Below are 24,691 nucleotides of genomic sequence, written 5' to 3'. Positions count from 1 at the left end.
CCTTCGCCCACCGGGTCACCCACCGCATGAAGTCCACCACATGAGCAATGCCTCGCCTCCGCGTTCCGATCGAGCCTGGCGCAAGCCCCGCCTTCTCGCGGGTCTACCCAGCTCGCCGCTCGCCCTGGTGCTGATCGGCCTGGCGGTCGCGGCTGGAATCGGGAACTACCTGGCCGGCGAGGCGAGCCGCGCACAGGGCGCTCGCCAGCATGCCATCCTCAGCCAGAGCGAGCGCCTGCTCTCGAACATGGTTGAGCTTGAGACCGGCATGCGGGGCTACGTGCTGTTCGGGGACGAGGCCTATCTTGAGCCTTATCAGGCGGCGCAGGACACCATCGACGGTCAGTTGAACGCCATCGAGACGCTGTCCACGCAAACGGATGATCAAGGGCCGCAGCACATCCGCGACCTGCGCCGCTTCGTCGAGACGAAGCGCGCCTACGCAGCCCGGGTGATCGCGCTGCGTCGGGAGCAGGGCTACGACGCCGCCGTGGGGCTTGCCCGGATGGGCGAGGGCAAGCGCTCGATGGACGAAGTGCGGGCCGCGGTGAAGGCGGTTCAGAACCACGCCAATGCGGTCCTGGCGACGAGCGAGGCACGGGACCGGGTACTCTCCCTTGTCCTGTCCCTGGTTTCGATTGCGGCCGCCCTCGGTGCCGTCGCGTTGCTCGGACGACTCGCACTGGTGCGCCGGCGCGACGAGCAGCGCACGGCGGCTCTCCTCGACGGCGTATTTGCCAACGCGCCCGTCGGGCTCGGCTTCCTCGATCGCGACCTGACGATCCAGCACATGAACCGGGCGCTCGCCACCATGAACGAGCGCGGCTTCGGGGCCGATCTCGGGGCGCCGATCTGGGCCCATGTGCCGACCCTGCAGGAGCAGCTGATTCCGAAGCTCAAGGCCGCTCGCGACGAGGGCCTCGTCACCACCAATGTCGACGTGGCGGTCTCGACGCCGAGCGCCCCCCGCGGGGTGCGCCATTTCCAGATGAGCTTTTATCCCCTGCGGGGGCGGGGCGGTTCGTCCGGCGCGGGTAAAGCCCAGGCCGACGGCGTCGGATTGGTGGTTTCGGACGAGACTCTGCGCAAGCTCTCCGAAGAGCGCATGCGCCACAGCGAGGAGCGCTTCCGGTCTCTTACCGAGGCCACAAGCGCCATCGTCTGGACCACGACGCCCGAGGGCGGCTTCGAGGTGACGCCCTCCGAATGGACCCGCTTCACCGGTCAGACGCCCCAGGAGGCCGCGGGGGCCGGATGGCTGAAGGCCATCCACCCGGATGACCAGAGCCGCACCAACGAGACCTGGGTGCGGGCCGTAGAGAGCCTTTCACCCTACGAGATCGAACATCGGATCCGCCGTCACGACGGCGTCTGGCGGATCATGTCCGCCCGGGCGGTCCCCATCCTGGAGGAAAATGGCAGCATTCGCGAATGGGTCGGAACCCATTCGGATGTGACGGCACGGAAAGAGGCCGAGCTGGCGCTGGAAGCGGCCAAGGAGGCGGCCGAGGAGGCCAATCGCGCCAAGAGCCAGTTCCTCGCCAACATGAGTCACGAACTGCGCACCCCGCTCTCCGCGGTAATCGGCTACTCGGAGATGCTGCAGGAGGAAATCGAGGATCTAGGCGAGGAAGGACTCCTCGCCGACATGCGCAAGATCGAGTCGAATGCCCGCCACCTTCTGGGCCTGATCAACGATGTGCTCGATCTGTCAAAAATCGAGGCCGAGCGCATGGAGGTTTACGCCGAAACCTTCTCCGTCTCGGAGACCGTGCGTGACGTCGCCTCCACGGTAGAATCGCTCATCGAGAAGAAGGGCAACACCCTCGCCCTCGAAATCGCGGACGACCTCGGCGAGGCGCAGACCGACCAGACCAAGCTGCGCCAATGCCTGATCAACCTCCTCAGCAACGCCGCAAAGTTCACCGAGGGCGGACGGATCGTGCTGGCGGTTTCGCGCATGACGCGCGACGAGGCCGCTTGGCTCAACTTCCGCGTCACCGACACGGGCATTGGCATGAACGCCGAGCAGCAGGCCAAGCTGTTCCAGCGCTTCACCCAGGCTGACGCTTCGACCACCCGGCGTTTCGGCGGAACGGGCCTCGGCCTCGCCATCACCCGCGCCTTCGCAGAGATGCTGGGCGGCCGGATCGAGGTCGAGAGCGAGGAAGGGTCCGGCACCACCTTCACCCTGGTGGTGCCCGCAGTCTATGTCCCCGCAAGCCCCGAGGCAGCCGTCGCGCACGACCATGGCGCCCTGCACCTGACGCACGAGGCACGGCCGATCCCCGGCGGACACGTCCTCATCATCGATGACGACGCCTCGACCCGCGACCTTCTCGCGCGTTTCTTGCAGAAAGACGGCTTCACCGTTGCCACAGCCCGCGACGGGCGCGAAGGCATCGAGCGGGCCCGCGAACTGAAGCCTCGCGTCATTCTCCTCGACGTGACGATGCCGCGCATGGATGGCTGGTCGGTGCTGCGCACCCTGAGAGCGGATCCGGAACTCGGCACGACACCGATCATCATGGTGACGGTGCTCGACGAGCAGAACCTCGCCTTCTCCCTCGGGGCCACCGACTATCTGCAGAAACCGATCGAGTGGACGCAGCTCAAATCCGCGATGGATCGGTTCAAACCCTCCGAGCACAAGGGACCGGTACTCATCATCGACGACGATCCCGATGCCCGGGAACGGCTGTCGGCGATGCTGACGCGCGAAGGCTGGCGGGTCGCCTCGGCGGAGAACGGCGTCGCGGGACTCGAGGCGACGGCGGCCAAGAAGCCCTGCCTCATCCTCCTCGACCTGATGATGCCGGAGATGGACGGCTTCGGATTCCTGCGGGCACTGCGCGAACGCGCGGAGTGGCGCGACATTCCGGTGGTGGTGCTGACCGCCAAGGACATCACCGCGGAAGATCGGCGCCGCCTCGCAGGACGCGCCGACCGCGTCTTGCAGAAGGGTGGTCTGAGCCTCACCGACCTCGCAGCATCCCTCCGCCCGCTGGTGGCTCCGGGGGTGTAGGCGCGGGGGCGGCCGGGCGCCTCACGTGCCTTGCCGCCCTTGCCGGCCCGGCCTATAGCCCTGGACCCAGCATGACAGCCGCGCCTCAAAGTTTCCCCCACCGGCACCTGCTCGGTATCGAAGGGCTCTCGCGGCCCGATATCGAGATCCTCCTTGATCGGGCGGAGGAGGCGGTGGCACTCTCCCGCCAAGTCGAGAAGAAGCGCGCCACATTGCGGGGCCGCACCCAGATCAACCTGTTCTTCGAGCCCTCGACGCGGACGCAGAGTTCGTTCGAGCTGGCCGGCAAGCGCCTCGGCGCGGACGTCATGAACATGTCCGTGGCCTCGTCCTCGGTGAAGAAGGGCGAGACCCTCATCGACACCGCCGCTACCCTGAATGCCATGCGGCCCGACATCATCGTGGTGCGCCACCATGCGGCGGGCGCCGTGCATCTCCTCGCCCGCAAGGTCGATTGTGCCGTGGTCAATGCCGGGGATGGCGCGCACGAGCATCCGACCCAGGCCCTTCTCGATGCCCTGACCATTCGGCGCAACAAGGGTCGGATCGAGGGCCTTCGGGTCGCCATCTGCGGCGATGTCCTGCACAGCCGCGTCGCACGCTCCAACCTGATCCTGCTCCAGGCGATGGGTGCCCGGGTGCGTATCATCGGGCCCTCGACCCTGCTACCCGCCGGCATCGAGCGCTTCGGCGTCGAGGTCTTCACGGACATGCGCAGGGGCCTGGAGGGCTGTGACATCGTCATGATGCTGCGCCTGCAGCGCGAGCGCATGAACGGCTCGTTCGTGCCCTCCGTGAAGGAGTATTTCCGTTATTTCGGGCTCGATGCCGACAAACTGCGGCTGGCCGCCCCCGACGCCCTGGTGATGCATCCGGGTCCGATGAACCGGGGCGTCGAAATCTCGTCCGAGATCGCCGATGGGGCGCAGTCGCTGATCCGAGAGCAGGTCGAGATGGGCGTCGCCGTCCGCATGGCGGTTCTGGAGGCGCTGGCGACGCACCTCCCGAACGCATAAGCGGCCCACGGCTCTGTGCTACAGGCTGAGTAGCGCCCCGTCCGTCCCCTGCACGCCCCCCGAAAACATCACCCGGTCACCGTCCAGGCTCACTTGGCCGGCCGCGACCAGCGCCAGGGCCTGCGGGTAGAGCCGGTGCTCCTGTACCAGAATGCGTGCCGCGAGGGTCTCGGCATCGTCTCCGGGCCGGACCGGCACGGCGGCCTGGGCGATGATCGGGCCGGCATCGAGTTCGGGCACGACGTAATGCACGGTGCAGCCGTGAAGGCGGACACCGGCGGCCAGCGCCTGTTCGTGGGTGTGCACGCCCTTGAACAGCGGCAGCAGGGAGGGGTGGATGTTGATCATCCGACCCGCCCAGGACTCGACGAAGCCGGCGGAGAAGATCCGCATGAAGCCAGCGAGGCAGACGAGATCGATGCCGGCGTCCTTCAATTCGGTATGGAGCGCGGCGTCGAAGGCCTCCCTGCTCAGGTAGGCCCGGTGATCGAGGGCACGGGTCGGGATGCCGCGCTCTGCCGCGAAGGCAAGGCCCGGTGCCTCGGGGCGGTTGGCCGCCACCAGCACGATCTCGGCGGGATAATCCGACGCCTCGGCCGCCGCGATCAGCGAGGCCATGTTCGAGCCGCGCCCTGAGATCAGGATCGCGACGCGGGTTTTCGCAAGGGCCGCCATCAGAAGGCGAGCCGGCCTTCGAAGGTCACGGGCTCGGGGCCGCGCGGGGTGATCCGGCCAAGGCGGACCGGGGAGGCGCCGCCGAGGTCGAGGGCTTTCGACACGCTGCTGACGCTCTCGGGCGCCACTACCACAACCATGCCGATGCCGCAGTTGAAGGTGCGCAGCATCTCGGATTCAACGACTCCGCCAACCTCCGAAAGCCACCCGAAGACCGGCGGCGGGATGATCGCGTCGAGGTCGATGCTGATGCCGACGCCGTCGGGCAGCACGCGAGGCAGGTTGTCGGGGAAGCCGCCACCCGTGATGTGGGCCAGCGCCTTGATGCCATCCGTGGTCCGCAGGGCCGCCAGCAGCGGCTTCACGTAGATCTGGGTCGGCTCCAGCAGCGCCTCGCCCAGCGTCCGGGTGGGCTCGAAGGGGGCGGGATCGTCGTAGGACAGGCCGCTCTTCTCGACGATGCGGCGCACCAGCGAGAAACCGTTGGAATGCACGCCCGAGGAGGGCAGGCCCAGTACCACGTCGCCCGGAACGATGTTGCCGCGCGGCAGCAGGGTTCCGCGTTCGGCCGCGCCTACGCTGAAGCCTGCGAGATCGTAGTCGGCGCCGTCGTAGAGACCCGGCATTTCCGCGGTCTCGCCGCCGATCAGGGCGCAGCCGGCAATCCGGCAGCCGGCCGCGATGCCACGCACGATGTCGGCGCCCACTCCCGGTACCAGCTTGGCGGTTGCGAAATAGTCGAGGAAGAACAGCGGTTCGGCACCCTGCACGATGATGTCGTTGACGCACATCGCCACAAGGTCGATGCCGATGGTGTCGTGCCGATTGGTCTCGATGGCAATCTTCACCTTGGTGCCGACGCCGTCATTGGCCGCCACAAGAATCGGGTCCTTGAAGCCGGCGGCCTTGAGGTCGAACAGGCCACCGAAGCCGCCGATCTCGGCATCCGCCCCCGGCCGGCGGGTAGCACGTACCAGCGGCTTGATCGTCTCGACCATGGCGTTGCCGGCGTCGATATCGACGCCGGCTGCCGCGTAGGTCATTCCGTTACTGGGCTCGCCGGTCATCCGCACCGCTCTCTGCAAATCCGTGTTGGGCGACCTCTAACCGCTCGCGCGCGGGTTCGCGAGTCCATCGTATCCCAGGACAGCCGTATCCCAGGACAGCCGTATCCCAGGACAGCCGTATCCCAGGACAGCCGTGCCGCTGGTATACCAATCTTGTGTTCTGTCTTGCGTCGCTCAGGGGCGTACAAGGTTTCCATCCCTTTCGCACCACAGCCTTGACCGTGTTGCCCCGGGTTCCCACTGTTGGGCATGGAACGACGTGAACGGGGAACGGCCGATGCGCGGCAGGGCGATGATTGGGCTGACGGCCCTCGTGGGCCTCGCCCTGCTGCTGTACCTGCTGGCCGACGTGATGCTGCCGTTCGTAGCCGGTCTGGCGCTGGCCTATCTTCTCGATCCGATCGCTGATCGACTGGAGCGCCTGGGACTTGGCCGACTCTCCGCCTCCCTCCTCATCCTGGCGATGTTTGTGGTCGGCCTCGTCGTCGTGCTGCTCCTCGTCGTGCCGCTTGCCGCCAACCAGGTCTCCGCCCTCGTGGCGACCCTGCCCGGCATGGTCTCGCGCCTTCAGGGCATTCTGGCCGAGCGGGCCGGCCCACTTCTGCAGCGGGTCGGTGGCGCCGACGTGCTGAGCGACCTACAATCGCAGGTCGGCACTCTGGTGGGGCAGGGGGGGACTTGGTTCCTGACCTTCCTGAAATCGCTGTGGTCGGGCAGCCAAGCGCTGATTTCAATCGCGTCGCTCCTGGTGGTGACCCCGGTGGTGGCCTTCTACCTTCTCGTTGACTGGGACCGCATGGTGGCGTCCGTCGACGGCTGGGTGCCCCCGCGCCACCGTCCAGTCGTGCGACGCCTCGGACGCGAGATCGACGGGGCGGTGACGGGTTTCGTGCGCGGACAGACCCTGGTTTGTCTCATCCTCGGCACCTTCTACGCCGTCGGCCTGTTCGCCGTTGGATTGAATTTCGGCGTCTTGATCGGGCTGATCGCGGGCTTCCTGACCTTCATCCCGTATGTGGGGACGCTGACCGGCTTCCTCCTCTCGGTCGGCGTCGCCCTGGCTCAGTTCTGGCCGGGTTCCGACTGGCTTCATATCGGCCTCACCATTGGGGTATTCGTGGTGGGGCAGTTCCTCGAGGGCAACATCATCTCGCCGAAGCTGGTGGGGGAATCGGTTGGCCTGCATCCGGTCTGGCTGATGTTCGCGCTGCTTGCCTTCGGCTCGCTGTTCGGCTTCCTCGGACTCCTGCTGGCGGTCCCTGTCGCGGCTTCCATCGGAGTTCTGGTCCGGTTCGTCCTGGAGCGTTACCTCCAGAGCCCGCTCTACTATGCCGACGCTCCCGCGCTCCTGTCCAAACCCGATCGCTAGATGGCAATCCGCGAAAACGTCCCTCCGAAGCAACTCGCCTTCGACCTGCCGGCGGACCCGCGCTACGGCCGCGAAGACTTCCTCGTCGGCCCGGCCAACGAGGCCGCCTATGCGCTGGTCGAGGCCTGGCCGAACTGGCCCCACCCCGTATGCTTGCTCTCCGGACCGCCGGGGAGCGGCAAGAGCCATCTCGCCTCGATTTGGGCGACCCGCTCGCATGCCTGGACGGCACAGGCCTCCGAGATCACTGCGGAGACGGTCCCACGCTTCCTCTCCAACGGCGCCCTGGTGGTCGAAGACATCGACCGGGCCGGCCCGCGCGACGAAGCGGCCCTGTTCCACCTGCTCAATCTCGCCCGCGAAAGAGCCTGTCCGGTCCTGATCACCTCCGCGACCTCGGTGGAGGCCCTGGGGCTGACCACGGCGGATCTGCGCTCACGGCTGCGCCTTGCGCCCAGCGCCATGATCCTGCCTCCCGACGACGCCCTCCTGCGAGCGGTTCTGGTCAAGCTGTTCGTAGACCGCCAACTCGTCGTTGACCTTGCGATCGTCGAGGCTCTCGCGCTCCGCATCGACCGCTCCCTCGGCCGCGCCCGGGAAGTCGTCACCGCCCTGGATCGCGACGCCCTGAGCCGGGGCCGGCGCATCACCAAGCCCCTGGCCCTGGCCGTGCTGGAGCGCCTCGGCTACGGCGCGGGTGAAGCCGACGACGACGAGGCATACGACAATCCAGCCGCCGAGGGCGAAGCCGACAGCGAAGCCCCCATCTGAATGCGAGAATGCGGCTCTCATCGACAGGAGCGACGGTCCTGAGCCCTCCTGGCAGCACCAGTGATTGTCATTAAACTGTGAAAAACGGCAGCCTTGCCCATGCTAGGAAGCCGATCCCGCGACGAAGGAGAAAGACTCTTGGGCGACATGGACTCGGACGCAACCGCACGGGACACCGGCATCCCGGACGCCGAAATCCCGAGGGGCACCGAGAGCCGCGCGCGACCGGCCCGCCCTGCTGCTCGGCGAAGCGCCCCCGCTTCGGCAGCCAGACCACCCCAGGAGAAGATGGCCCCCAAAGAGACGCGGGTCGCGCCGGCGCCCGCCCCGGAGGCATTGCCGGATGCGGACCTCGATCTGCCGGCTGCCGAAGCAGGGACGGCCTCCGCCGAGGCAATCCCGGGCTCCGAGGCCCGCGATTCCGTGCGTGAAGCCGGCCTCGCTCTGCGCCACTCGCCCGAGCGTTTCGTCAATCGCGAACTCTCGTGGCTGCAGTTCAATCGCCGTGTGCTCGAGGAGGCTTCGAACACCAACCACCCATTGCTGGAGCAGGTGCGCTTCCTGTCGATCTCGGCCAACAATCTGGACGAGTTCTTCATGGTGCGCGTCGCCGGCCTGCATGATCAGGTCCGCGCGGGACTGGTGCTGCCCTCGCAGGATGGGCTGACGCCGTCGGAGCAACTGGCCCGTGTCGGTTCCGAAGTCTCGCGCCTCGCCCTCGATCAGCAGACCCGATGGCGCGAACTGCGCCGCGACCTGCTCGGCGTCGGTATCGAATTGGTGGAGCCCGCCGGTCTGACGCAGGAACATAAAGCGTGGCTGGAAGACTACTTCCTCAATCACGTCTTTCCGGTGCTGACGCCCCTCGCCATCGATCCGGCCCATCCGTTCCCGTTCATTCCGAATCTCGGCTCCACCATCGCGTTGATGCTGGTGCGTCCCCGCGATGGCCGGACCCTGCGGGCTCTCATTCGTCTTCCGGCGGTGCTCGACCGCTTCGTGCGCCTCCCTGACGCGGAGAACGATGCCACCGCGCGCTTCATCGCCATCGAGCAGGTCATCGTCCTGTTCACCGGACGGCTGTTCCCGGGCTATTCGCTGCGGGGACAGGGCGCTTTCCGGGTGATCCGCGATTCGGACCTCGAGATCGAGGAGGAGGCAGAGGACCTCGTCCTGCATTTCGAGACCGCGCTGAAGCAGCGCCGCCGCGGCGTGGTCATCCGTCTCGAGGTCGAGGCCGGCATGCCCGAGGACCTGCGGGCTTTCGTCGCCGACGAGTTGGAGATCAGCACCGATGCGGTGATCTTCGTGGAGGGCATGCTGGCTCTCAACGAACTGTCCCAGATCGTCGGGATCGACCGGCCGGACCTGAAGTTCAAGTCCTACAATCCGCGCTTTCCCGAGCGCATTCGCGAGAGCGGAGGCGACGTCTTCGCGGCGATCCGACAGAAGGACTTCATCGTCCATCACCCCTACGAATCCTTCGACGCGGTAGTGCAGTTCCTGGCTCAGGCGGCTCGTGACCCGAACGTGGTGGCGATCAAGCAGACGCTCTATCGCACCTCCTCGAATTCACCGATCGTCGCCGCTCTGGCAGAGGCCGCCGAACTCGGCAAATCGGTGACTGCCCTCGTCGAGCTGAAGGCCCGCTTCGACGAAGAGGCCAACATCCGTTGGGCGCGCAACCTAGAAAAGGCCGGTGCTCAGGTGGTGTTCGGCTTCATCGAGCTGAAGACCCACGCCAAGCTGTCGATGGTGGTGCGCCGCGAGGGGGATCGCCTCGTGACCTACTGCCATGTCGGCACCGGCAACTATCACCCGATCACGGCGCGCATTTACACCGACCTGTCCTTCTTCACCGCCGACCCAGCAGTGGCTCGTGATGTCAGCCGCATCTTCAATTTCATCACCGGCTACGCCGAGCCCGCGGAGCTCGAGCGGATGTCGGTTTCACCGCTGACCCTGAAACCGCGCCTTCTCGAGAACATCGAGGCGGAGGTGGCCCACGCCAAGGCGGGGCGCCCGGCGGCGATCTGGATCAAGTGCAACTCGCTGGTCGACCAACAGATCATCGACGCGCTCTACGATGCCTCCCAGGCCGGCGTGCAGATCGACTGCGTGGTGCGCGGCATCTGCTGCTTGCGGCCCGGCATCCCGGGCCTGTCGGACACCATCCGGGTGAAGTCGATCGTCGGACGCTTCCTGGAGCACGGGCGCATCTACTGCTTCGGCAACGGCGTCGGGCTGCCCCATCCGAAGGCGACCGTCTACATCTCGTCCGCCGATCTGATGAGCCGGAATCTGGACCGTCGCGTCGAGGCCCTGTTACCGATCACCAATCCGACCGTGCATCAGCAGGTCCTCGATCAGATCATGCTGGCCAACCTCCTCGACAACCGCCAGAGCTGGCGTGTACTGGCGTCGGGTGCCAGTGAGCGGATCCTACCTGCCGAAGGGGAGGAGCCGTTCAATGCGCACAAGTACTTCATGACGAATCCGAGCCTGTCCGGGCGCGGCAAGTCGTCGAAAAAGTCGAGCCCGCGCGCTTTGAGCCGACGCGCGCAGCGTGGCTGACGGCAGCGTGGCCGACGGATTGTCCAGAGGAGCCCGCATGGGCCTCGACCCTGCCCGCCCTACACCTGTCCGAGGGCCCCCCTTCCAGGGGACGGGAGGTCACAACGCGCCGGTGGCGATCATCGACATCGGCTCGAACTCGGTACGGCTCGTCGCCTATGACGGGCTGACACGGGCACCGACACCGCTCTACAACGAGAAAGTTCTGTGCGGCCTCGGCCGCAACGTACTGACTACGGGCCGTCTCAATGAGGATGCGGTGCGCCGGGCCCTCATCGCCCTCGCGCGCTTCCGCGTGCTGTGCGAAACCATGCAGATCGGCCGGGTCTTCGTGCTGGCCACGGCCGCCGCGCGCGATGCCGAGAACGGACCCGACTTCCTGGCCGCCGCGGAAGCCGCCTGCGGCCAGCGCATCGAGCTTCTCTCCGGGCGTCGCGAGGCCGAACTCTCGGCGTTCGGTGTCATCTCGGGCTTCCACGCCCCCGATGGCGTCGTTGGCGATCTCGGCGGCGGCTCCCTTGAACTCGTCGATGTGCGCGGCGCCACGGTCGGTACGGGTGTGACGATGCCGCTCGGGGGCCTCGCGCTGCAGGATCTCTCCGGCGGATCGGTGAAGAAGGCGCTCAAGATCGTCCGTGAGAACCTGAAGAAGGCAGCGCCGCAACTGGAGACTCTGCGCGGACGTAGCTTCTACGCCGTGGGAGGGACGTGGCGCGCGCTGGCGCGGCTGCACCAATCGGCCCGCGGATACCCGCTCCACGTCATGCACGGCTACAGTGTCGAGCCGTCCGACGAATTGAACTTCCTCGAAGTTGTGGAGCGCACCGACGCGGCGCTGCTCCAGGATGTCGAAAGCGTCTCAGAAGCGCGCCGCCCCTTGCTTGCCTATGGGGCCGTGGTGCTGGAGGAGATCATCCGCATCGGACGTCCGCGCGAGCTTGCCGTCTCCGCTAGCGGTGTGCGCGAGGGTCTGCTCTACGAGCAGCTCGACCGCGATTCACGCCTGGCCGACCCGTTGCTCGCGGCAGCTGCCGAGTTGAACGCACTCCGGGCCCGCTCGCCGGGGCATGCTGCCGATCTGATCGGCTGGAGCGACCGCTTCATCGCAAGTCTCGATGCTCCCGAAACCGCCGACGAGCGCCGCCTGCGGCACGCGGGCTGCCTTCTGTCCGACATCGGGTGGCGGGCCCATCCAGACTACCGCGGAGAGCAGAGCGTCAACGTCATCACGCATGCGGCCTTCGTAGGCATCGACCATCCGGGCCGGGCCTACCTCGCGCTCGCCATCTACTTCCGCCATGAGGGGATCGCGCCCGAGAAGGCAAGCCCGATGCTGCGCAATCTGGCAGGTCCTCGCCTGTTTGAGCGCGCGCGCCTTCTCGGCGCTCTTCTGCGCCTCGCCTTTCCGCTCTCGGCTGGCATGGAGGGCGCCCTCGGGCGGCTCCCGGTCCTCGTCAAGGACGGCCGGGTGACCCTGACACTCGCGCCCGGTCAAGGTTCATTGCCGGGCGACCGTATCCTCAACCGGGTGCGCGGCCTCAGCCGTCTGTTCGGCCTCGAAGGCCGGATCGTCGGGTCCGATTGAACCAAATCCCAAGCGGAACTGTTTCTAGCGTCCGGCAAGGAGAATCTCGGACATGAAGTCACTCTGTGCAGCAGCGGTTCTGGGACTGACCGTCCTCGGCTCGATCAGCCCTGTCCTCGCCCAGCCCTATCGTGGATACGAAGAAGGCTATCGCAGCCGCGACGACGGATATCGAGGTCGGGACGACGGATACCGTGATCGCGACGGGGATTACCGGGAGCGTGGACGGGGTTACGGCCGGCGAGACAGCGGCTTCGACGAGGCGGAGTATCTTCGCTGCAATCCCGATGTCCGCCGAGCGGTCAACCGGGGCCAGATGGAATCCGGCGCCGCTCACTTCCGTGTCTTCGGTCGTCGTGAGGGCCGTCGCCTGAGTTGCTGATCTCCGGGTCCGAACCAGCCGCGATTAGGGGCGAGACGAATGCGATCCTTCAGAGAATCGCATTGGCTGGACCCAGGATGCTACAGCCCCAACGCAACCCGTTGGGGTAATCCTTCGATGTGGCTTTCTCCGTCACTGTCGAGCCGGGAACGCGCGGCGCCACGACGGTGATTTCGGACAGGGCCGCATCACTCGACATGGCCATCGCCTGACGGTTGGACTGATCGATTTCCCATCGATCCGAACGACGAGATCACCACCTTCTCAAAGGAATGGTCTTCCTCACACCACGCTGATCCCAGCCCTTGCGGGTGTGGTAGCAGCCTGTACAATCCCTGATGTGCAGCGCTCCGGAAGCAGATCGATGCGGTCGCGATCTGGGAGTGTTTCCGATACCAGAGGCCGATGGCCGTGACGCGTTTCAAGGACCATTTTTCGACCCATGCGTCCGAGTACGCGGCACATCGGCCGACCTACCCGCGGGCGCTGATCGATGTCCTTGCGGAGGCCGCGCCAGGGCAATCCGTCGCCCTCGATTGCGCCTGCGGCACCGGGCAGCTCTCGGTCCTACTCGCCGACCGATTCCAGCATGTCGTGGCCACCGACGCGAGTGCGCAGCAGATCGCCCATGCGACGCCGCATGACCGCGTCGCATACAGTATCGCGCCTGCCGAGCGCAGCGGCCTTCCGGAAGCCAGTACCGATCTCGTCACCGTCGCCCAGGCGGCGCATTGGCTGGACCTCCCGACATTCTACGTCGAAGCGCGGCGGGTCGCACGGCCGGGCGCGATCTTGGCGCTGGTCACCTACGGCGTTCTGCACGTGGACGATGCGGCGGTCGACGCCGTGATACAGCGCTTCTACGGCGGAACTCTCCAGCCCCATTGGCCGCCGGAGCGCCGCCATGTCGAGGACGGATATCAAGCGCTTCCGTTCCCATTTCCGGAGATCGCAGTGCCGGAACTCGCCATCACACTGTCCTGGGGCTTGTCGGACCTGATCGGCTATACGGAAACTTGGTCAGCGGTCCGAGCGGCGGAGAAGGCCATCGGCCGCGCGCCGATCGTGGCGTTTCAGGAAGCCCTGGCGGAAGCCTGGGGCTCGCCCATGGAGCAGCGGGATATCCGTTGGCCCCTGTCGGTGCGCGCCGGTCGGCTCTAGCCAACACGAGCGGCGGCTCAGGTCGTCCGCACCGGGAAGATCGACTTCTTGACGATGGCGTGGACGCCCCAGTTGCCGTCCACCACCTGGGTGATTCCGAAATCCACCGCAACGGACATGAGCGAAATGGCCTCGTCCTCGGTCAGCCCGTGCCCGTGCATGAGGAACTGGCGCATTTTGCGGAAGGCGTCGCGCATGGCGAGGTCGATGGAGGATTTGGCGAAGATCGCGTTCTGTGCGTCTGGCCCGAGATCGGCGAGGTATTTCGGGTAACTGAAGCCGGAGAGCACCCAGTCATCGGCCGTCTCGATCATCGGGAAGTCGAGGGTCTCCAGGGCGGTGCCGGGAAGATCACGCTTCTTGTGCAAAATGAACTGGAAGGTGCCGGTCAGCGAGCACTCGATGGCCGTGCCGCAGAGTTCGGAATCGCCCTGGCTCGCATGCGGGTCACCCACCGAGAACAGCGCGCCCGGCACCGCGACAGGATAGTACAGGGTCGCACCCTTGCCGATGCGCCAATTGTCGATGTTGCCGCCGGTGTAGCTCGGTGGGATCGAGTTCACCATTTCGGCCTCCTTGGGCGCCAAGCCCATGGTGCCGAAATGCGGGCGGATCGGGATCCGGAAGCCCTTGAGCACATCGACGTTGCGAATGGTCCTGGTGTGATCGACGGGCAGACCCGGATAATCGATGGTCGGATGGGCGACGCCGTTGGGATCGGTGACACCCGGCCAGCGAAAACTATAGACCGCCTGCGCCCAGTCGCGGGCGCCGGAGGCATCGACCTCGTAGATCGTCACCACCTCCCGGGGTCGGTCCCCGGTGATCATGTCCTTGTAGTGGTAGCCCCAGTTCGCGGCGGCATTGCTGCCGAAAGTGCGGCCCTTGAAGGCTGGGTTGGCACAGGGGCGGGGCGCCACGTCGAGGATGCGGACCTCAAGCACGTCGCCGGGCTCGGCGCCGCGAATTGCCACCGGGCCGGTGCAGATATGCACGCCGAGGCCGCCGCCCGGTCCGAATTTGGTCTCCTCCGGACCAGCCCCGCGCCGGACAACGCCCTTTCTGTCCTTGGTCCAGAGGAAGACGCTCTCTGCGCCGGGATCCCCCGTCACCATGCGCTCGGCGTCGTCGTTGGCGTGGTGGGTCAACGTCTCGATAGTGACGTAGTCGCCGGATTCGATCTCGACCTGGGGCTTGAGACTGCGGCTGAAATAGCCCCAATGCACCGTTTCGGCCGTGGCCGGCAGATGGTAATGCGCCGTCTGCTTCAAGCCCCTGCGGGCGCTTGCCTGCGCAAGCGTGGGTCCGGGCAGACTGAGACCACCGGCCATCAGGGTCGCGGCCGCGCCAGACGCTACGAATCCGCTTTTCAGAAAGGACCTCCGCTCCGGCGCCAGATCGTCGAGCATACGGGCCCGATGCTCGACGAAATGAACGCAATTCGGATCGTCACCCTGGCACATCGCAAATCCTCGGTTTTAGAATCAGCAAGAATTTTGCATGCAAAGCTGCGGCCACGCTTTCCCCCTATGCACGTGTCGGCAACGAGTCCCGCTGCGCCGCGTTTGTTCCCAGGCGAACAGGTCCGTTTGCGAGGCGTGACGACCTACTCAGGTGCCTTCGCTCACGCGAGCGCCGCTTTGCACGCAGGATGCCAAAACCTTTGACGACGGGCGTCGACCGTTCCCAGCTTCACCAGATCATCGCCGGCCTCACCGAGGGCGTCATCTTGATCGAGCCCGACCAGCGGATCGCCTGGGCCAATGCGGCCGCCCTCGCCATGCATGGGGCTTCCGAACTCGCCGAACTCGGGGGGACCGTCGAAGCCTATCGCGAGAGGTTCGTACTACGCTATCGCAATCACCACGTCCTGACGCGCACGCCGATTGAGCGGGTGTTGGCGGGCGAGACCTTTGACGAGGTGATCGTCAACGTCCGGCGGACGGACCGCCCTGATTTCGACGTGATGCAGCGCATTCGCAGCCTCGTCATCACGGACGCGGCCGGGGAACCCGACTGCCTCGTGCTGATCCTGACCGACGTGACATCGCAGTTCGAAGCCGAGGATCGCTTCGAGAAGACCTTCCACGCCAATCCGGCTCCCGCCGTCATCTGCCGCCTATCGGACCTTCGCCACGTCAAGGTCAATCTCGGTTTCCTGGAGATGACCGGCTATCGCAGCGCCGACATCGTTGGGAGCAGCGTCTACGAGATCGATGTGCTCAACGAGGCCCGCAACCGGTCGCTGGCCATCGCGCGCCTCAATGCGGGCGAGACCATCCCGCAGATGGAGGCCTGCCTGCGCCTGCCGGATGGCGGCACGCGCTTCGTCATCGTGGCCGGGCAACCGATCGCCATGGGCGACGAGCCCTGCATGCTCTTCACCTTCGCCGACCTCGAACTGCGAAAGAAGGCGGAAACGGCGCTCCGGCACAGCGAGGAGCGATTCGCGACGGCCTTCCGCCTCACGCCGGTGCCGACTCTGCTGTGCCGGGCGGATGACCTTTCCGTCATCGGGATCAATCAGGCCTTCACCCGAATTTTCGGCCACCCCGACGACACGGTGGTGGGGCGGGGGCTCGATGCCATGGGCTTGTGGGCCGACAGCGTCCAGCGCGAGCGCTTCGGAACCGATCTCGCTGCGCAGGGAAGCATTCTCGGCTTCGAAGCCTGCCTGCGGACCTGCGACGGTGTCGAACTCGACTGCCTCGTCTCCGCTGAACGCGTCACCATCGGCGACGAGGCCTGCCTACTCGCGGTGCTGCAGGACATCAGCGATCGCAAGCGTTCCGAGCGCGAACTGTTCCATGCGATCGAGGCCGTAATGGCCGACACGTCCTGGTTCAGCCGCGGATTGATCGAGAAGCTCGGGAGCCTGCGCCATCCGGGCGCGACCGAAGTTGCCCCCACCCGGCCCGATCTGACTAGGCGCGAAGGTGAAGTGCTCCGCCTGATCTGTCAGGGCCTGGGAGACGGCGCCATCGCCAAGCGATTGGGTCTGACCCCCAACACGGTCCGCAACCACGCCGCCGCGCTCTACCGCAAGCTCGGCATCCATCGCCGTGGCGAGGCGATCATCTGGGGACGGGACAACGGGTTCGCGTCGTAGGCCCGGGCCGGCTCTCCCCGCTTCAGCCGCCCAAAAACGTCCAAACGGCTCAGTGAGCCCAAAACGAGAACCGCCCATCCCCGGTCAGGAACAGGCGGTTCTCGCCTCGGTCGCCGTCCGCTCCGACAGGCGCTACAGCGCGGCCTTGATCGCGGCCGCGATGCGCTTCAGGCCAGCCTCAACCTGACCGCCCTTGATGTGGACGCGCAGGGCCCGGCGCTTTCGCTCGGCCAGGACCGCGAAATCCCCTCGTGCCTGGGCTGCCACCACCGTGCCGAAGCCGAGGCTGCGGCCGGGAATCGCGAGGTCGGCCGAAGGGTCGGCGGTGATCTGCAGGAACACCCCGGTATCAGGACCGCCCTTATAAGCTTGGCCGGTGGAGTGCAGGAAGCGCGGCCCGAACTCGAGGCAGGTCGCGAGGCGTCGCTTGTCGCGGAGGGCCACCCGGGCCTCCTGGAGGATCGCGTGATGGCCCGGATTGCGCGCCACGTAGGCCAGCAACGCCACGTAGTCGCCGTCCTTCGCCCGGGCGAGATGGGCGGCGACGGCAGCCTCCAACCCTTCGACGGCCTGGGGAAGGGCGCCGACATTGCCCGCATCCGCGTAGAGCGCAATCGTCTCATCGGCGAAGATCGCCGTTTCCCCCGGCAGGGCACCGCTCTTCTCGGCCGCGTCGAACAGCTTCTTCGTCTCGATCTTGCTCGCCTCGACGTCGGGCTGGTCGAAGGGATTGATCCCGAGCATCGCCCCCGCCACCGCCGTGGCGATCTCGAAGCGGAAGAATTCCTGGGGCAACTGCTCGGCGTTGGCGAGGGTGATGTGCACCACGGGGTGCCCCTCACGCTCAAGGTTGCGCACGGCTTCGTCCTGATGGGGATCGGCACGGCTGTCGAGGCGCAGATAGACGAAGAAGCGGTCCCGGCCGTAGACGGCAGGCACGTCGACGGGCTCGCCGTCGATCGGGATCAGGCCCTTGCCCTCCTTGCCGGTGGATTCCGCGATGAGCTGCTCGGCCCACGCCCCGAAGGTGTCGATACCGGGTGAAGCAATGATCGTGATCTTGTCGCGCCCCTCGGTAAGAGCGGCAGCCCCCATGGCGGTGCCGAGGAGCACGCCCGGGTTCTGGGCTGGCGGCACGGCCGGGCCGCAGGAGCGGACCATGATCCGGGCGGTGTCGAGGAAGGCCTTCACGTCGATGCCCGAGGCCGCCGCCGGCACGAGGCCGAACGCCGAGAGGACGGAGTAGCGTCCGCCGATCTGCGGCACCCCGTAGAAGATCTTTCGGAAGCCGTCGGACTGGGCAGCCTTCTCCATGGCTGAGCCCGGATCGGTGACAGCGACGAAGTGCGATCCCGCCTTGTCGGCGCCGACCGTGTCCTTCATCCGGCCGAGGAAGTAGTCACGGAACACGTTGGGCTCGAGGGTCGAGCCGGACTTGCTCGCCACGATGAAGAGCGTGGTGGGCAGGCTGATGGCGGCTTCCGTCTCGCGGACCTGATCCGGGTCGGTGGAATCGAGGATGCGCAGGGTCGGGAAGCCATCGTGCACACCGTAGGTCTCGGCCAGGACCTCCGGACCGAGGCTCGACCCGCCCATGCCCAGAACGACGACATCGGAGAAGCCGCCCGCCCGGACCTCCTCGGCGAAAGCCTCGTAGTCGGCGACGTGCTCCAGTTCATCCTCGACGATGCGCAGCCAGCCGAGCCAGCGATCCTCGTCGGCATTGCTCCACACGGTCTTGTCGTGAGCCCAGAGCCGGCGGATCTTGCCCGACGCACGCCATTCCTCGACCGCCTTCTTGGCAGCCGTGGTCAGGGCTTCCCCAAGCACGAGGGTCTGTGAGTCGAGCTTCGTCCCGAGGAAATCAATGCGCTTGCCGGCCACCGCACCCAGCAGCTTGTCGGCGGCATCGATGAAAAGTTGCACACCCTCGTCGACCAGGGTGTCGGCGACACGCTCAATGTCGATCCCGGCCTCGGCGAGGCGCGTCATCACGCTCTGCGCACCCGCCACGTCGTTCTCGATGGCGGCCTTGACGGTACCATGGTCGCGAAAGGCGTCCATGGTGGCCGGCGGCATGGTGTTGACCGTGTCGGGTCCGATGAGTTCCTCGACGTAGAGCACGTCGGAATAGGCCTTGTTCTTGACGCCCGTGGATGCCCAGAGCAGGCGCTGCGCCTTGGCCCCCTCGGCAGCAAGCGCCTGCCATTGCGGCTCGGCGTGAACAGCCTTGTAGCGCTGATAGGCGAGCTTGGCGTTGGCGATGGCGCCCTTGCCCTTCAGGTCGTCGAAGCCGCCCTTCTCATCGAGCGCCTTATCGATGGCGACGTCGATGCGGCTGATGAAGAAGCTCGCCACGCTTGCGACCTTCGAGACGTCGCCGCCCTTAGCGGCGAATGCCTCCAGACCGGCAATGAAGGCGCGGGCCACCGCCTCGTAGGTGTCAACCGAGAACAGCAGAGTGACGTTGATGCTGATGCCGTCCGCCGTCAGGGCCTGGATCGCCGGAATGCCTTCGCGAGTGGCGGGCACCTTCACCATCAGGTTGTCGCGGGCCACCATCCTGTGCAGGCGACGCGCTTCCGCCAGGGTCTCCTCCGTGTCGAGGGCGAGGTAGGGCGACACCTCCAGGCTGACATAACCGTCGGCGCCGTCGCTCTCATCGTAGACCGGGCGCAGTACGTCGGCGGCAGCCTGGATGTCGGCCACCGCGCAGCCCTCGTAGAGGTCGATGACACGGGCATCGCCCTGGTTCATCACGGATTTGAGTGCGTCGTCGTACTCGGACGAACCGCCAATGGCCTTCTCGAAGATCGAGGGATTCGAGGTGACGCCGCGCAGGCCGTCCTCGTCCACCAGCGCCTTGAGCTTGCCCTGCGCAACGAAGCCGCGGGCGACGAAATCGAGCCACACGGCCTGACCCTGTTCGGGGAAGAGAGCCTTGAGCGGGTTCATGGAAAACTCCTCGTCGTCCGTCATCGTGGCGTCGCGCACAAAAATCAGCGTCGCCTCATTCGTCATTGATCATGCGTCTCTCCTCGCCCTTGCGGAGAGAAGCTGGAGGTGGGGGCGGCTCCGCCAGCCACAGGTGCCGGAGGGTCACTCAGCCAACCCCACTCCTAGCCTCTCTTCACACGGACGGAGGACGCGTTCCGGATAGGGTTAGAACCCGCGTCGCCTACCTCTTGTGCCGGGCGATCTGGTCGCGGGCGGCCTGAAGCACCTTTTCGGGGGTGAAGCCGAACTTCGTCTGCAGATCCTTGATCGGCGCTGAGGAGCCGAAGGTGTGCATGCCGATGATGGTGCCGGCCGAACCCGCATAGCGGTCCCAGCCGATGACCGAGCCCTGCTCCACGGCGACGCGGGCCAGCACTTCCGGGATAAGCACGCTGTTGCGGTAGGCTTCATCCTGACGTTCGAACAGGTCCCAGGACGGCATCGAGACGACGCGGGCCTTGATGCCCTCAGCCTTCAGGGTCTCGTAGGCCGAGATGCAGAGCTGCACTTCGGAGCCTGTGCCGATCAGGATCACCTCAGGCGCCCCGTCGCAATCGGCGAGGACATAGGCGCCCTTGGCTGTGCCGGATGCGGCGGCGTAGGCCGAGCGGTCCAAGGTCGGCAGTGGCTGACGGCTCAGCGCCAGCACCGCCGGCTGGTCCTTGAGGCTCATGATCACCCGATAAGATTCTGCGACCTCGTTGGCATCCGCCGGGCGCAGGGTCACCAAGCCGGGGATCGCCCGCAGCGTCAGCAATTGCTCCACCGGCTGGTGGGTCGGGCCATCCTCGCCGACGCCGATCGAATCGTGCGTGAAGACATGGAATACCGGCACCTCCATCAGCGCTGCGAGGCGGATCGGTGGGCGCATGTAATCGGCGAAGACCAGGAAGGTGGCACCGTAGGCGCGTAGGCCCACAAGGCCGAGGCCGTTCACGATGGAGCCCATCGCGTGCTCGCGCACGCCGAAGTGGATGTTGCGCCCACCCGGCTCGAAGGGGGTCAGCGAGCCGGCACCCTCGAAGGTCAGGTTGGTCTTGTTGGAGGGCGCGAGATCGGCTGATCCGCCGAGCATGAACGGCACGTGCTGCGCGATGGCATTCAGGACCTTGCCGGAGGATTCACGCGTGGCAAGGCCCTTGGCGTCGGCCTCGAAGACCGGGATATCCTTGTCCCAGCCCTCGGGGAGACGGCCTTCGAGGTAAGCGTCGAGTTCCTCGGCATGGGTCGCATCGGCGGCCCTGGCTTCCTGAAAGAAACCCTCCCAGGTCGCATAGAGTTCGGCACCACGCTTGCCGATGCCGTTGCGGAAGTTGTCGTAGACACCGTCCGGTACCAGGAACTGCGCGTCCTCGGGCCAGCCATAGGCGCGCTTGGCACCCTTGACCTCGTCCTCGCCGAGGGCGTCCGAGTGAGCCTTGGCGGTGTTCTGCTTTTTCGGGGCGCCGAAGCCGATGATCGAGTTCACGACGATCAGGGTCGGGCGGTCGCTGGACTGAAGGAAGGTTTCGAGAGCGGCCGCGATTGCGTGCACGTCGTTGGCGTCGGCCACGCGCAGGACCTGCCAGCCATAGGCGAGGAAGCGGGCCGCGACCTCTTCCGAGAAGGCCAATTCCGTATGGCCCTCGATCGTGATGGTGTTGTTGTCGTAGATCCAGCACAGGTTCGACAGGCGCAGGTGCCCGGCGATGGAGGCGGCCTCCGAGGCGACGCCCTCCATCAGGTCGCCGTCCGAGCAGATGGCGTAGACGTTGTAGTCGAACAGCGGCAGTTCGGGCCGATTCAGGCGCTCGCCGAGGAAGCGACCGCCCATCGCCATGCCGACGGAGTTGGCGACGCCCTGGCCGAGCGGCCCGGTGGTGGTCTCTACGCCGGTGGTGAAGTGGTATTCCGGGTGGCCCGGCGTGCGGCTGTCGAGTTGGCGGAAGTTCTTGAGGTCGTCGAGGGTGAGGGCGGGGGCGTTGCCGCCGTCCTTCTCAGCGACGCCGGCTAGATGGATCAGGCCATAGAGGAGCATCGAGGCGTGGCCGGCCGACAGCACGAAGCGGTCGCGGTTCGGCCAGTGCGGATGCGCCGGGTCGTAGCGCAGGTAACGGTTCCACAGGGTGTAGGCCACCGGCGCCAGCGCCATCGGGGCGCCGGCATGGCCGGAATTGGCCTTCTGCACCGCGTCGATGGCGAGGGTCCGGAGCGTGTCGATGCTGAGCTTGTCGATCTCGCTCAGGACCACATTCGGCTTGGTCTCTGCTCCGCTCATCTCTCGTCGTCCTTCAAATCTCTGAGCTTGTTCGCCTTCAGCGTCCGGAACGCTCAGGCGTCGCGCCGTTGGGCCGCGGAGACAACCGCAACCGATGATCGGGCCGGGGATCTGACGTCCACGGAGCCACTGCTCCGCTCCCGCGCGGGCCCCTTGGCTCGGCTGTAATTGAGAATGGTGTTCACCAGTGTGACGTGGCTGAAAGCCTGCGGGAAGTTACCCACCAAGCGCCGAGCCTTCACATCATACTCCTCCGCCACCAATCCGACATCGTTGCAGACGCCGATCAGCCTCTCGATCAGCGCACGCGCCTCGTCGCAGCGGCCGAGGCCGATGAGATTGTCGGCGTACCAGAACGAACAGGGCAGGAAGGCACCCTCGTCGCCGGGCAGCCCGTCTGTGGTCTGGTTCTCGGTGTCGTAGCGCAGAACGAAGCCATCGCGCATGAGCGTGCGCCCGATCGCCTCCACCGTGCCGACCACCCGGGGGTCGTGCTGGGGCAGGAAACCCATATGGGCGATCAGCAGCAGACTCGCGTCGAGGCGCTTCGAGCCGTAGGATTGCACGAAGCTGTTCAGCTCAGGGTCGAAGCCCTTGGCGCAAACCTCGGCGTGGATCTGATCGCGGATCTCGCGCCAGCGTGCCACCGGCACGTCACGGGCCTCCTTGGGTCGATGGCTCAAGCCTGTGGTACGAATCTCATCCTGCTCGCGAGTCTCGGCCTCCTCGAAGGAGCGGATGGCCCGGTCAAAGGCAACCCAGGCCATGACCTTCGAGTGCACGAAGTGCCGGCGTCCGCCGCGCACCTCCCAGATACCCTCGTCGGGGGTGCACCAGACCTTCTCGAGGTGGCGCAGCAGCGCCTCGCCGACGCGCCAACCATCGGCATCGCCCTGGAGGCCGCGCTGGCGCGCCTGATAGAGCGCGTCGAAGATCTCGCCGTAGACGTCGAGCTGGAACTGCTCCACCGCCGCGTTTCCGATGCGCACGGGCTTCGAGTTCTCGTAGCCCGGAAGCCAGTCGAGCTCGATCTCGGGCAGCATGCGCTCGCCGGCGATGCCATAGAGAATATGCGCCTGCTCCGGGTTGCCGGCCACCGCCCGGACGAGCCAGTCGCGCCAGGCACGCGCCTCGTCGAGGTAGCCGCCGTCCATCAGAGCGATCAGCGTGAAGGTTGAATCACGCAGCCAGCAGAACCGGTAATCCCAGTTGCGGACGCCGCCGAGATCCTCCGGCAGCGAGGTCGTGGGGGCGGCCACGATGCCGCCCGTCGGCTGGTAAATCAGCGCCTTCAGGGTGAGCAGGGAGCGCTTCAGGATCGAGTCCCAGGGCGTGCCTGAGGCAGCTCGGCCCGACCAGTCGCGCCAGTAGCGATCGGTCTCGAACAGAACCTTGCGTGGCTGGATCGGCGCTGGATCGTCCTCGTGAGAGGCACCGTAGCTCAGGGTGAAGGCCACGCTGCGGCCGGCCTCGACCGTGAAGTCCGCGACGGTGGTCTGGTCCTGGCCGTGCGTCGGCACGAGGGTGCGCAGCACCACCTTGTGAGGCCCCGAGATCGCGCGCAGGTCTCCGAGTTCGTTGTGCGAGACCCACGGCACCGCCAACCCGTAGTCGAAGCGCACGCGCATCTGCATCCGCATGGGCACAGCGCCCTCGAGCCCCTCGACGATCCGCACAAGGTGCGACCCGTCATTGGCGGGCATGTAGTCCGTCACCCGCACCGAACCGGACGCGGTCTCATGCCGGGTCTCCAGCACGAGGCTCCCCTCGCGGTACTGGCGCGTGGTGGTGGCGGGTTCGGCGGGACCGAGCTTCCAGTAGCCGTGATCTTCCGTGCCGAGCAGGGCGGCGAAGCAGGCGGCGGAGTCGAAGCGGGGCCAGCACAGCCAGTCGACGCTGCCGTCACGGGCGATCAGCGCAGCGGTACGTCCATCACCGACAAGCGCGTAATCCTCGATCCGTCCGGCCATCCAAGTCCTCGTGTCCGCGAAGCCGACCGTCACCACGGCCTGCGGCAGCGCCTCACTGCTCGCGTCCACCTAGTCTCCGAAGCCGGCAGGGTCCAGGGTCGGCGCGGCAATTGCGCGTTGCTTTCCGTCCGGATTTTCCGGTCGCCCGGAAAACCGGGCCGGCTTCAGCGCAGGCGCTCGACCAAGCCGGAGACAGCAGCACCGAGAGTCGCGGTCTCGGCGCTGAGCACCGCTCCCTTGGCCCCCATGAACGCACCGGCGGCCGCGCCGGCTTCGCTCACGGCGCGGATCGTCGGCGCGAAGGGCAGGGCGATCTCGGGCAGGATGCCTTCGTCCGAGGTCGAAACCGCTCTCTCGACGATCGGGGATTCTTCGGCCTCCGGCGCGAAGGGCATCGGCTTGCTCGGCGCCGGAAGGGCCTTGGTCGCAAGACGCGGCGGATCGGCCCGGCGTGGGGCGACGAGACGTGTGGGGCGAGGCATGGCCTTGTGCGCCTGAACGGCGGCGGGTTCGGCTTGAGCCACCACGACCATCGGGAACTGGGTCCGGAAGGCGAGGGGAGCCGGGATGTAGGGCGTCTCCACCACCGTCTCGGGTGCGGCGGCGACCGCCGTCGCCGGGACCGAGGGCGGAGGCGGCGCAGCAGCGGGCTCGTGGCAGAGATAAGAAGCCGCTCCGAGGATCACCGCCATCATCAGGGTTGGCAGGAGGGGCGGGGTCACGCCGCGCCCGG

15 protein-coding genes and 2 pseudogenes are annotated in these 24,691 nt (G+C 66.5%); 9 read left to right on the top strand and 8 right to left on the bottom strand.

What is annotated here, in order from left to right; genetic code table 11:
* The first annotated feature begins 40 nt into the window (after positions 1 to 40).
* Positions 41 to 3,025 carry a response regulator gene (locus J7U37_RS11310; RefSeq protein WP_247635772.1) on the top strand — a complete coding sequence of 995 codons (2,985 nt, stop codon included), beginning with the start codon at positions 41 to 43 and terminating at the stop codon, positions 3,023 to 3,025.
* A 71-nt stretch (positions 3,026 to 3,096) separates the two neighbouring features.
* Positions 3,097 to 4,041, top strand: a complete 945-nt coding sequence (locus J7U37_RS11305; protein ID WP_056183141.1) for an aspartate carbamoyltransferase catalytic subunit — start codon at positions 3,097 to 3,099, stop codon at positions 4,039 to 4,041.
* Between the two features lie 18 nt (positions 4,042 to 4,059).
* On the opposite strand, the gene purN is transcribed toward J7U37_RS11305, so the two are convergent.
* Both purN and purM read right to left on the bottom strand, forming a co-directional pair.
* Complete coding sequence (gene purN / locus J7U37_RS11300; RefSeq protein WP_247635771.1) at positions 4,060 to 4,716, bottom strand: phosphoribosylglycinamide formyltransferase; 657 nt, start codon at positions 4,714 to 4,716, stop codon at positions 4,060 to 4,062.
* A complete protein-coding gene (purM, locus tag J7U37_RS11295) occupies positions 4,716 to 5,783 on the bottom strand; it encodes a phosphoribosylformylglycinamidine cyclo-ligase (RefSeq protein WP_056183146.1) in 1,068 nt (355 codons plus the stop codon). The genes purN and purM overlap by 1 nt, the downstream gene beginning before the upstream one ends.
* Positions 5,784 to 6,060: 277 nt before the next feature.
* Between purM and J7U37_RS11290 the strand changes: the two genes are divergently transcribed.
* The 4 genes from J7U37_RS11290 (at position 6,061) to ppx (ending at position 12,082) form a co-directional block, all read left to right on the top strand.
* On the top strand, positions 6,061 to 7,152 hold the full coding sequence (locus J7U37_RS11290; protein ID WP_247635770.1) for an AI-2E family transporter: 1,092 nt from the start codon (positions 6,061 to 6,063) through the stop codon (positions 7,150 to 7,152).
* Positions 7,153 to 7,158: 6 nt separating this feature from the next.
* The gene (locus tag J7U37_RS11285; protein ID WP_247635796.1) at positions 7,159 to 7,923 is read left to right on the top strand and encodes a hypothetical protein; all 765 of its coding nucleotides are present in this window, start codon (positions 7,159 to 7,161) and stop codon (positions 7,921 to 7,923) included.
* A 288-nt stretch (positions 7,924 to 8,211) separates the two neighbouring features.
* Entirely contained in the window at positions 8,212 to 10,497 is a 2,286-nt protein-coding gene (locus J7U37_RS11280) for an RNA degradosome polyphosphate kinase (RefSeq protein WP_247635769.1), read from the top strand.
* 112 nt (positions 10,498 to 10,609) lie between these two features.
* Positions 10,610 to 12,082: an exopolyphosphatase gene (gene ppx / locus J7U37_RS11275; RefSeq protein ID WP_247635768.1), complete on the top strand. Its 1,473-nt coding sequence runs from the start codon at positions 10,610 to 10,612 to the stop codon at positions 12,080 to 12,082.
* 58 nt (positions 12,083 to 12,140) lie between these two features.
* Here ppx and J7U37_RS25290 read toward each other — a convergent pair whose 3' ends face one another.
* Positions 12,141 to 12,419, bottom strand: a complete 279-nt coding sequence (locus J7U37_RS25290) for a hypothetical protein (protein ID WP_348772989.1) — start codon at positions 12,417 to 12,419, stop codon at positions 12,141 to 12,143.
* A 450-nt stretch (positions 12,420 to 12,869) separates the two neighbouring features.
* Here J7U37_RS25290 and J7U37_RS11265 point away from each other — a divergent pair, with 450 nt between their 5' ends.
* On the top strand, positions 12,870 to 13,625 hold the full coding sequence (locus J7U37_RS11265; protein WP_247635766.1) for a class I SAM-dependent methyltransferase: 756 nt from the start codon (positions 12,870 to 12,872) through the stop codon (positions 13,623 to 13,625).
* A 17-nt stretch (positions 13,626 to 13,642) separates the two neighbouring features.
* On the opposite strand, the gene J7U37_RS11260 is transcribed toward J7U37_RS11265, so the two are convergent.
* On the bottom strand, positions 13,643 to 15,088 hold the full coding sequence (locus tag J7U37_RS11260; protein ID WP_247635765.1) for an acetamidase/formamidase family protein: 1,446 nt from the start codon (positions 15,086 to 15,088) through the stop codon (positions 13,643 to 13,645).
* A gap of 200 nt (positions 15,089 to 15,288) precedes the next feature.
* Between J7U37_RS11260 and J7U37_RS11255 the strand changes: the two genes are divergently transcribed.
* On the top strand, positions 15,289 to 16,734 hold the full coding sequence (locus J7U37_RS11255) for a helix-turn-helix transcriptional regulator (RefSeq protein ID WP_247635764.1): 1,446 nt from the start codon (positions 15,289 to 15,291) through the stop codon (positions 16,732 to 16,734).
* Between the two features lie 132 nt (positions 16,735 to 16,866).
* Here J7U37_RS11255 and J7U37_RS11250 read toward each other — a convergent pair whose 3' ends face one another.
* Positions 16,867 to 19,689: a bifunctional transaldolase/phosoglucose isomerase gene (locus tag J7U37_RS11250; protein ID WP_056183273.1), complete on the bottom strand. Its 2,823-nt coding sequence runs from the start codon at positions 19,687 to 19,689 to the stop codon at positions 16,867 to 16,869.
* Positions 19,690 to 19,912: 223 nt separating this feature from the next.
* Positions 19,913 to 21,883, bottom strand: a pseudogene (gene tkt, locus J7U37_RS11245) (transketolase); the annotation flags it as partial.
* On the opposite strand from tkt, the pseudogene J7U37_RS11240 reads away from it, so the two are divergent.
* Positions 21,875 to 21,936: pseudogene (locus J7U37_RS11240) on the top strand (hypothetical protein). The pseudogenes tkt and J7U37_RS11240 overlap by 9 nt on opposite strands.
* Positions 21,937 to 22,041: 105 nt before the next feature.
* On the opposite strand, the gene J7U37_RS11235 reads toward J7U37_RS11240, so the two are convergent.
* Complete coding sequence (locus tag J7U37_RS11235; protein WP_247635795.1) at positions 22,042 to 23,958, bottom strand: glycoside hydrolase family 15 protein; 1,917 nt, start codon at positions 23,956 to 23,958, stop codon at positions 22,042 to 22,044.
* Between the two features lie 164 nt (positions 23,959 to 24,122).
* The gene (locus J7U37_RS11230) at positions 24,123 to 24,680 is read right to left on the bottom strand and encodes a hypothetical protein (RefSeq protein WP_247635763.1); all 558 of its coding nucleotides are present in this window, start codon (positions 24,678 to 24,680) and stop codon (positions 24,123 to 24,125) included.
* Positions 24,681 to 24,691 lie beyond the last annotated feature (11 nt).

Source organism: Methylobacterium sp. 37f (assembly GCF_023093475.1).
Lineage (GTDB): Bacteria > Pseudomonadota > Alphaproteobacteria > Rhizobiales > Beijerinckiaceae > Methylobacterium.
This window is presented reverse-complemented; position numbering and strand designations above follow the sequence as displayed.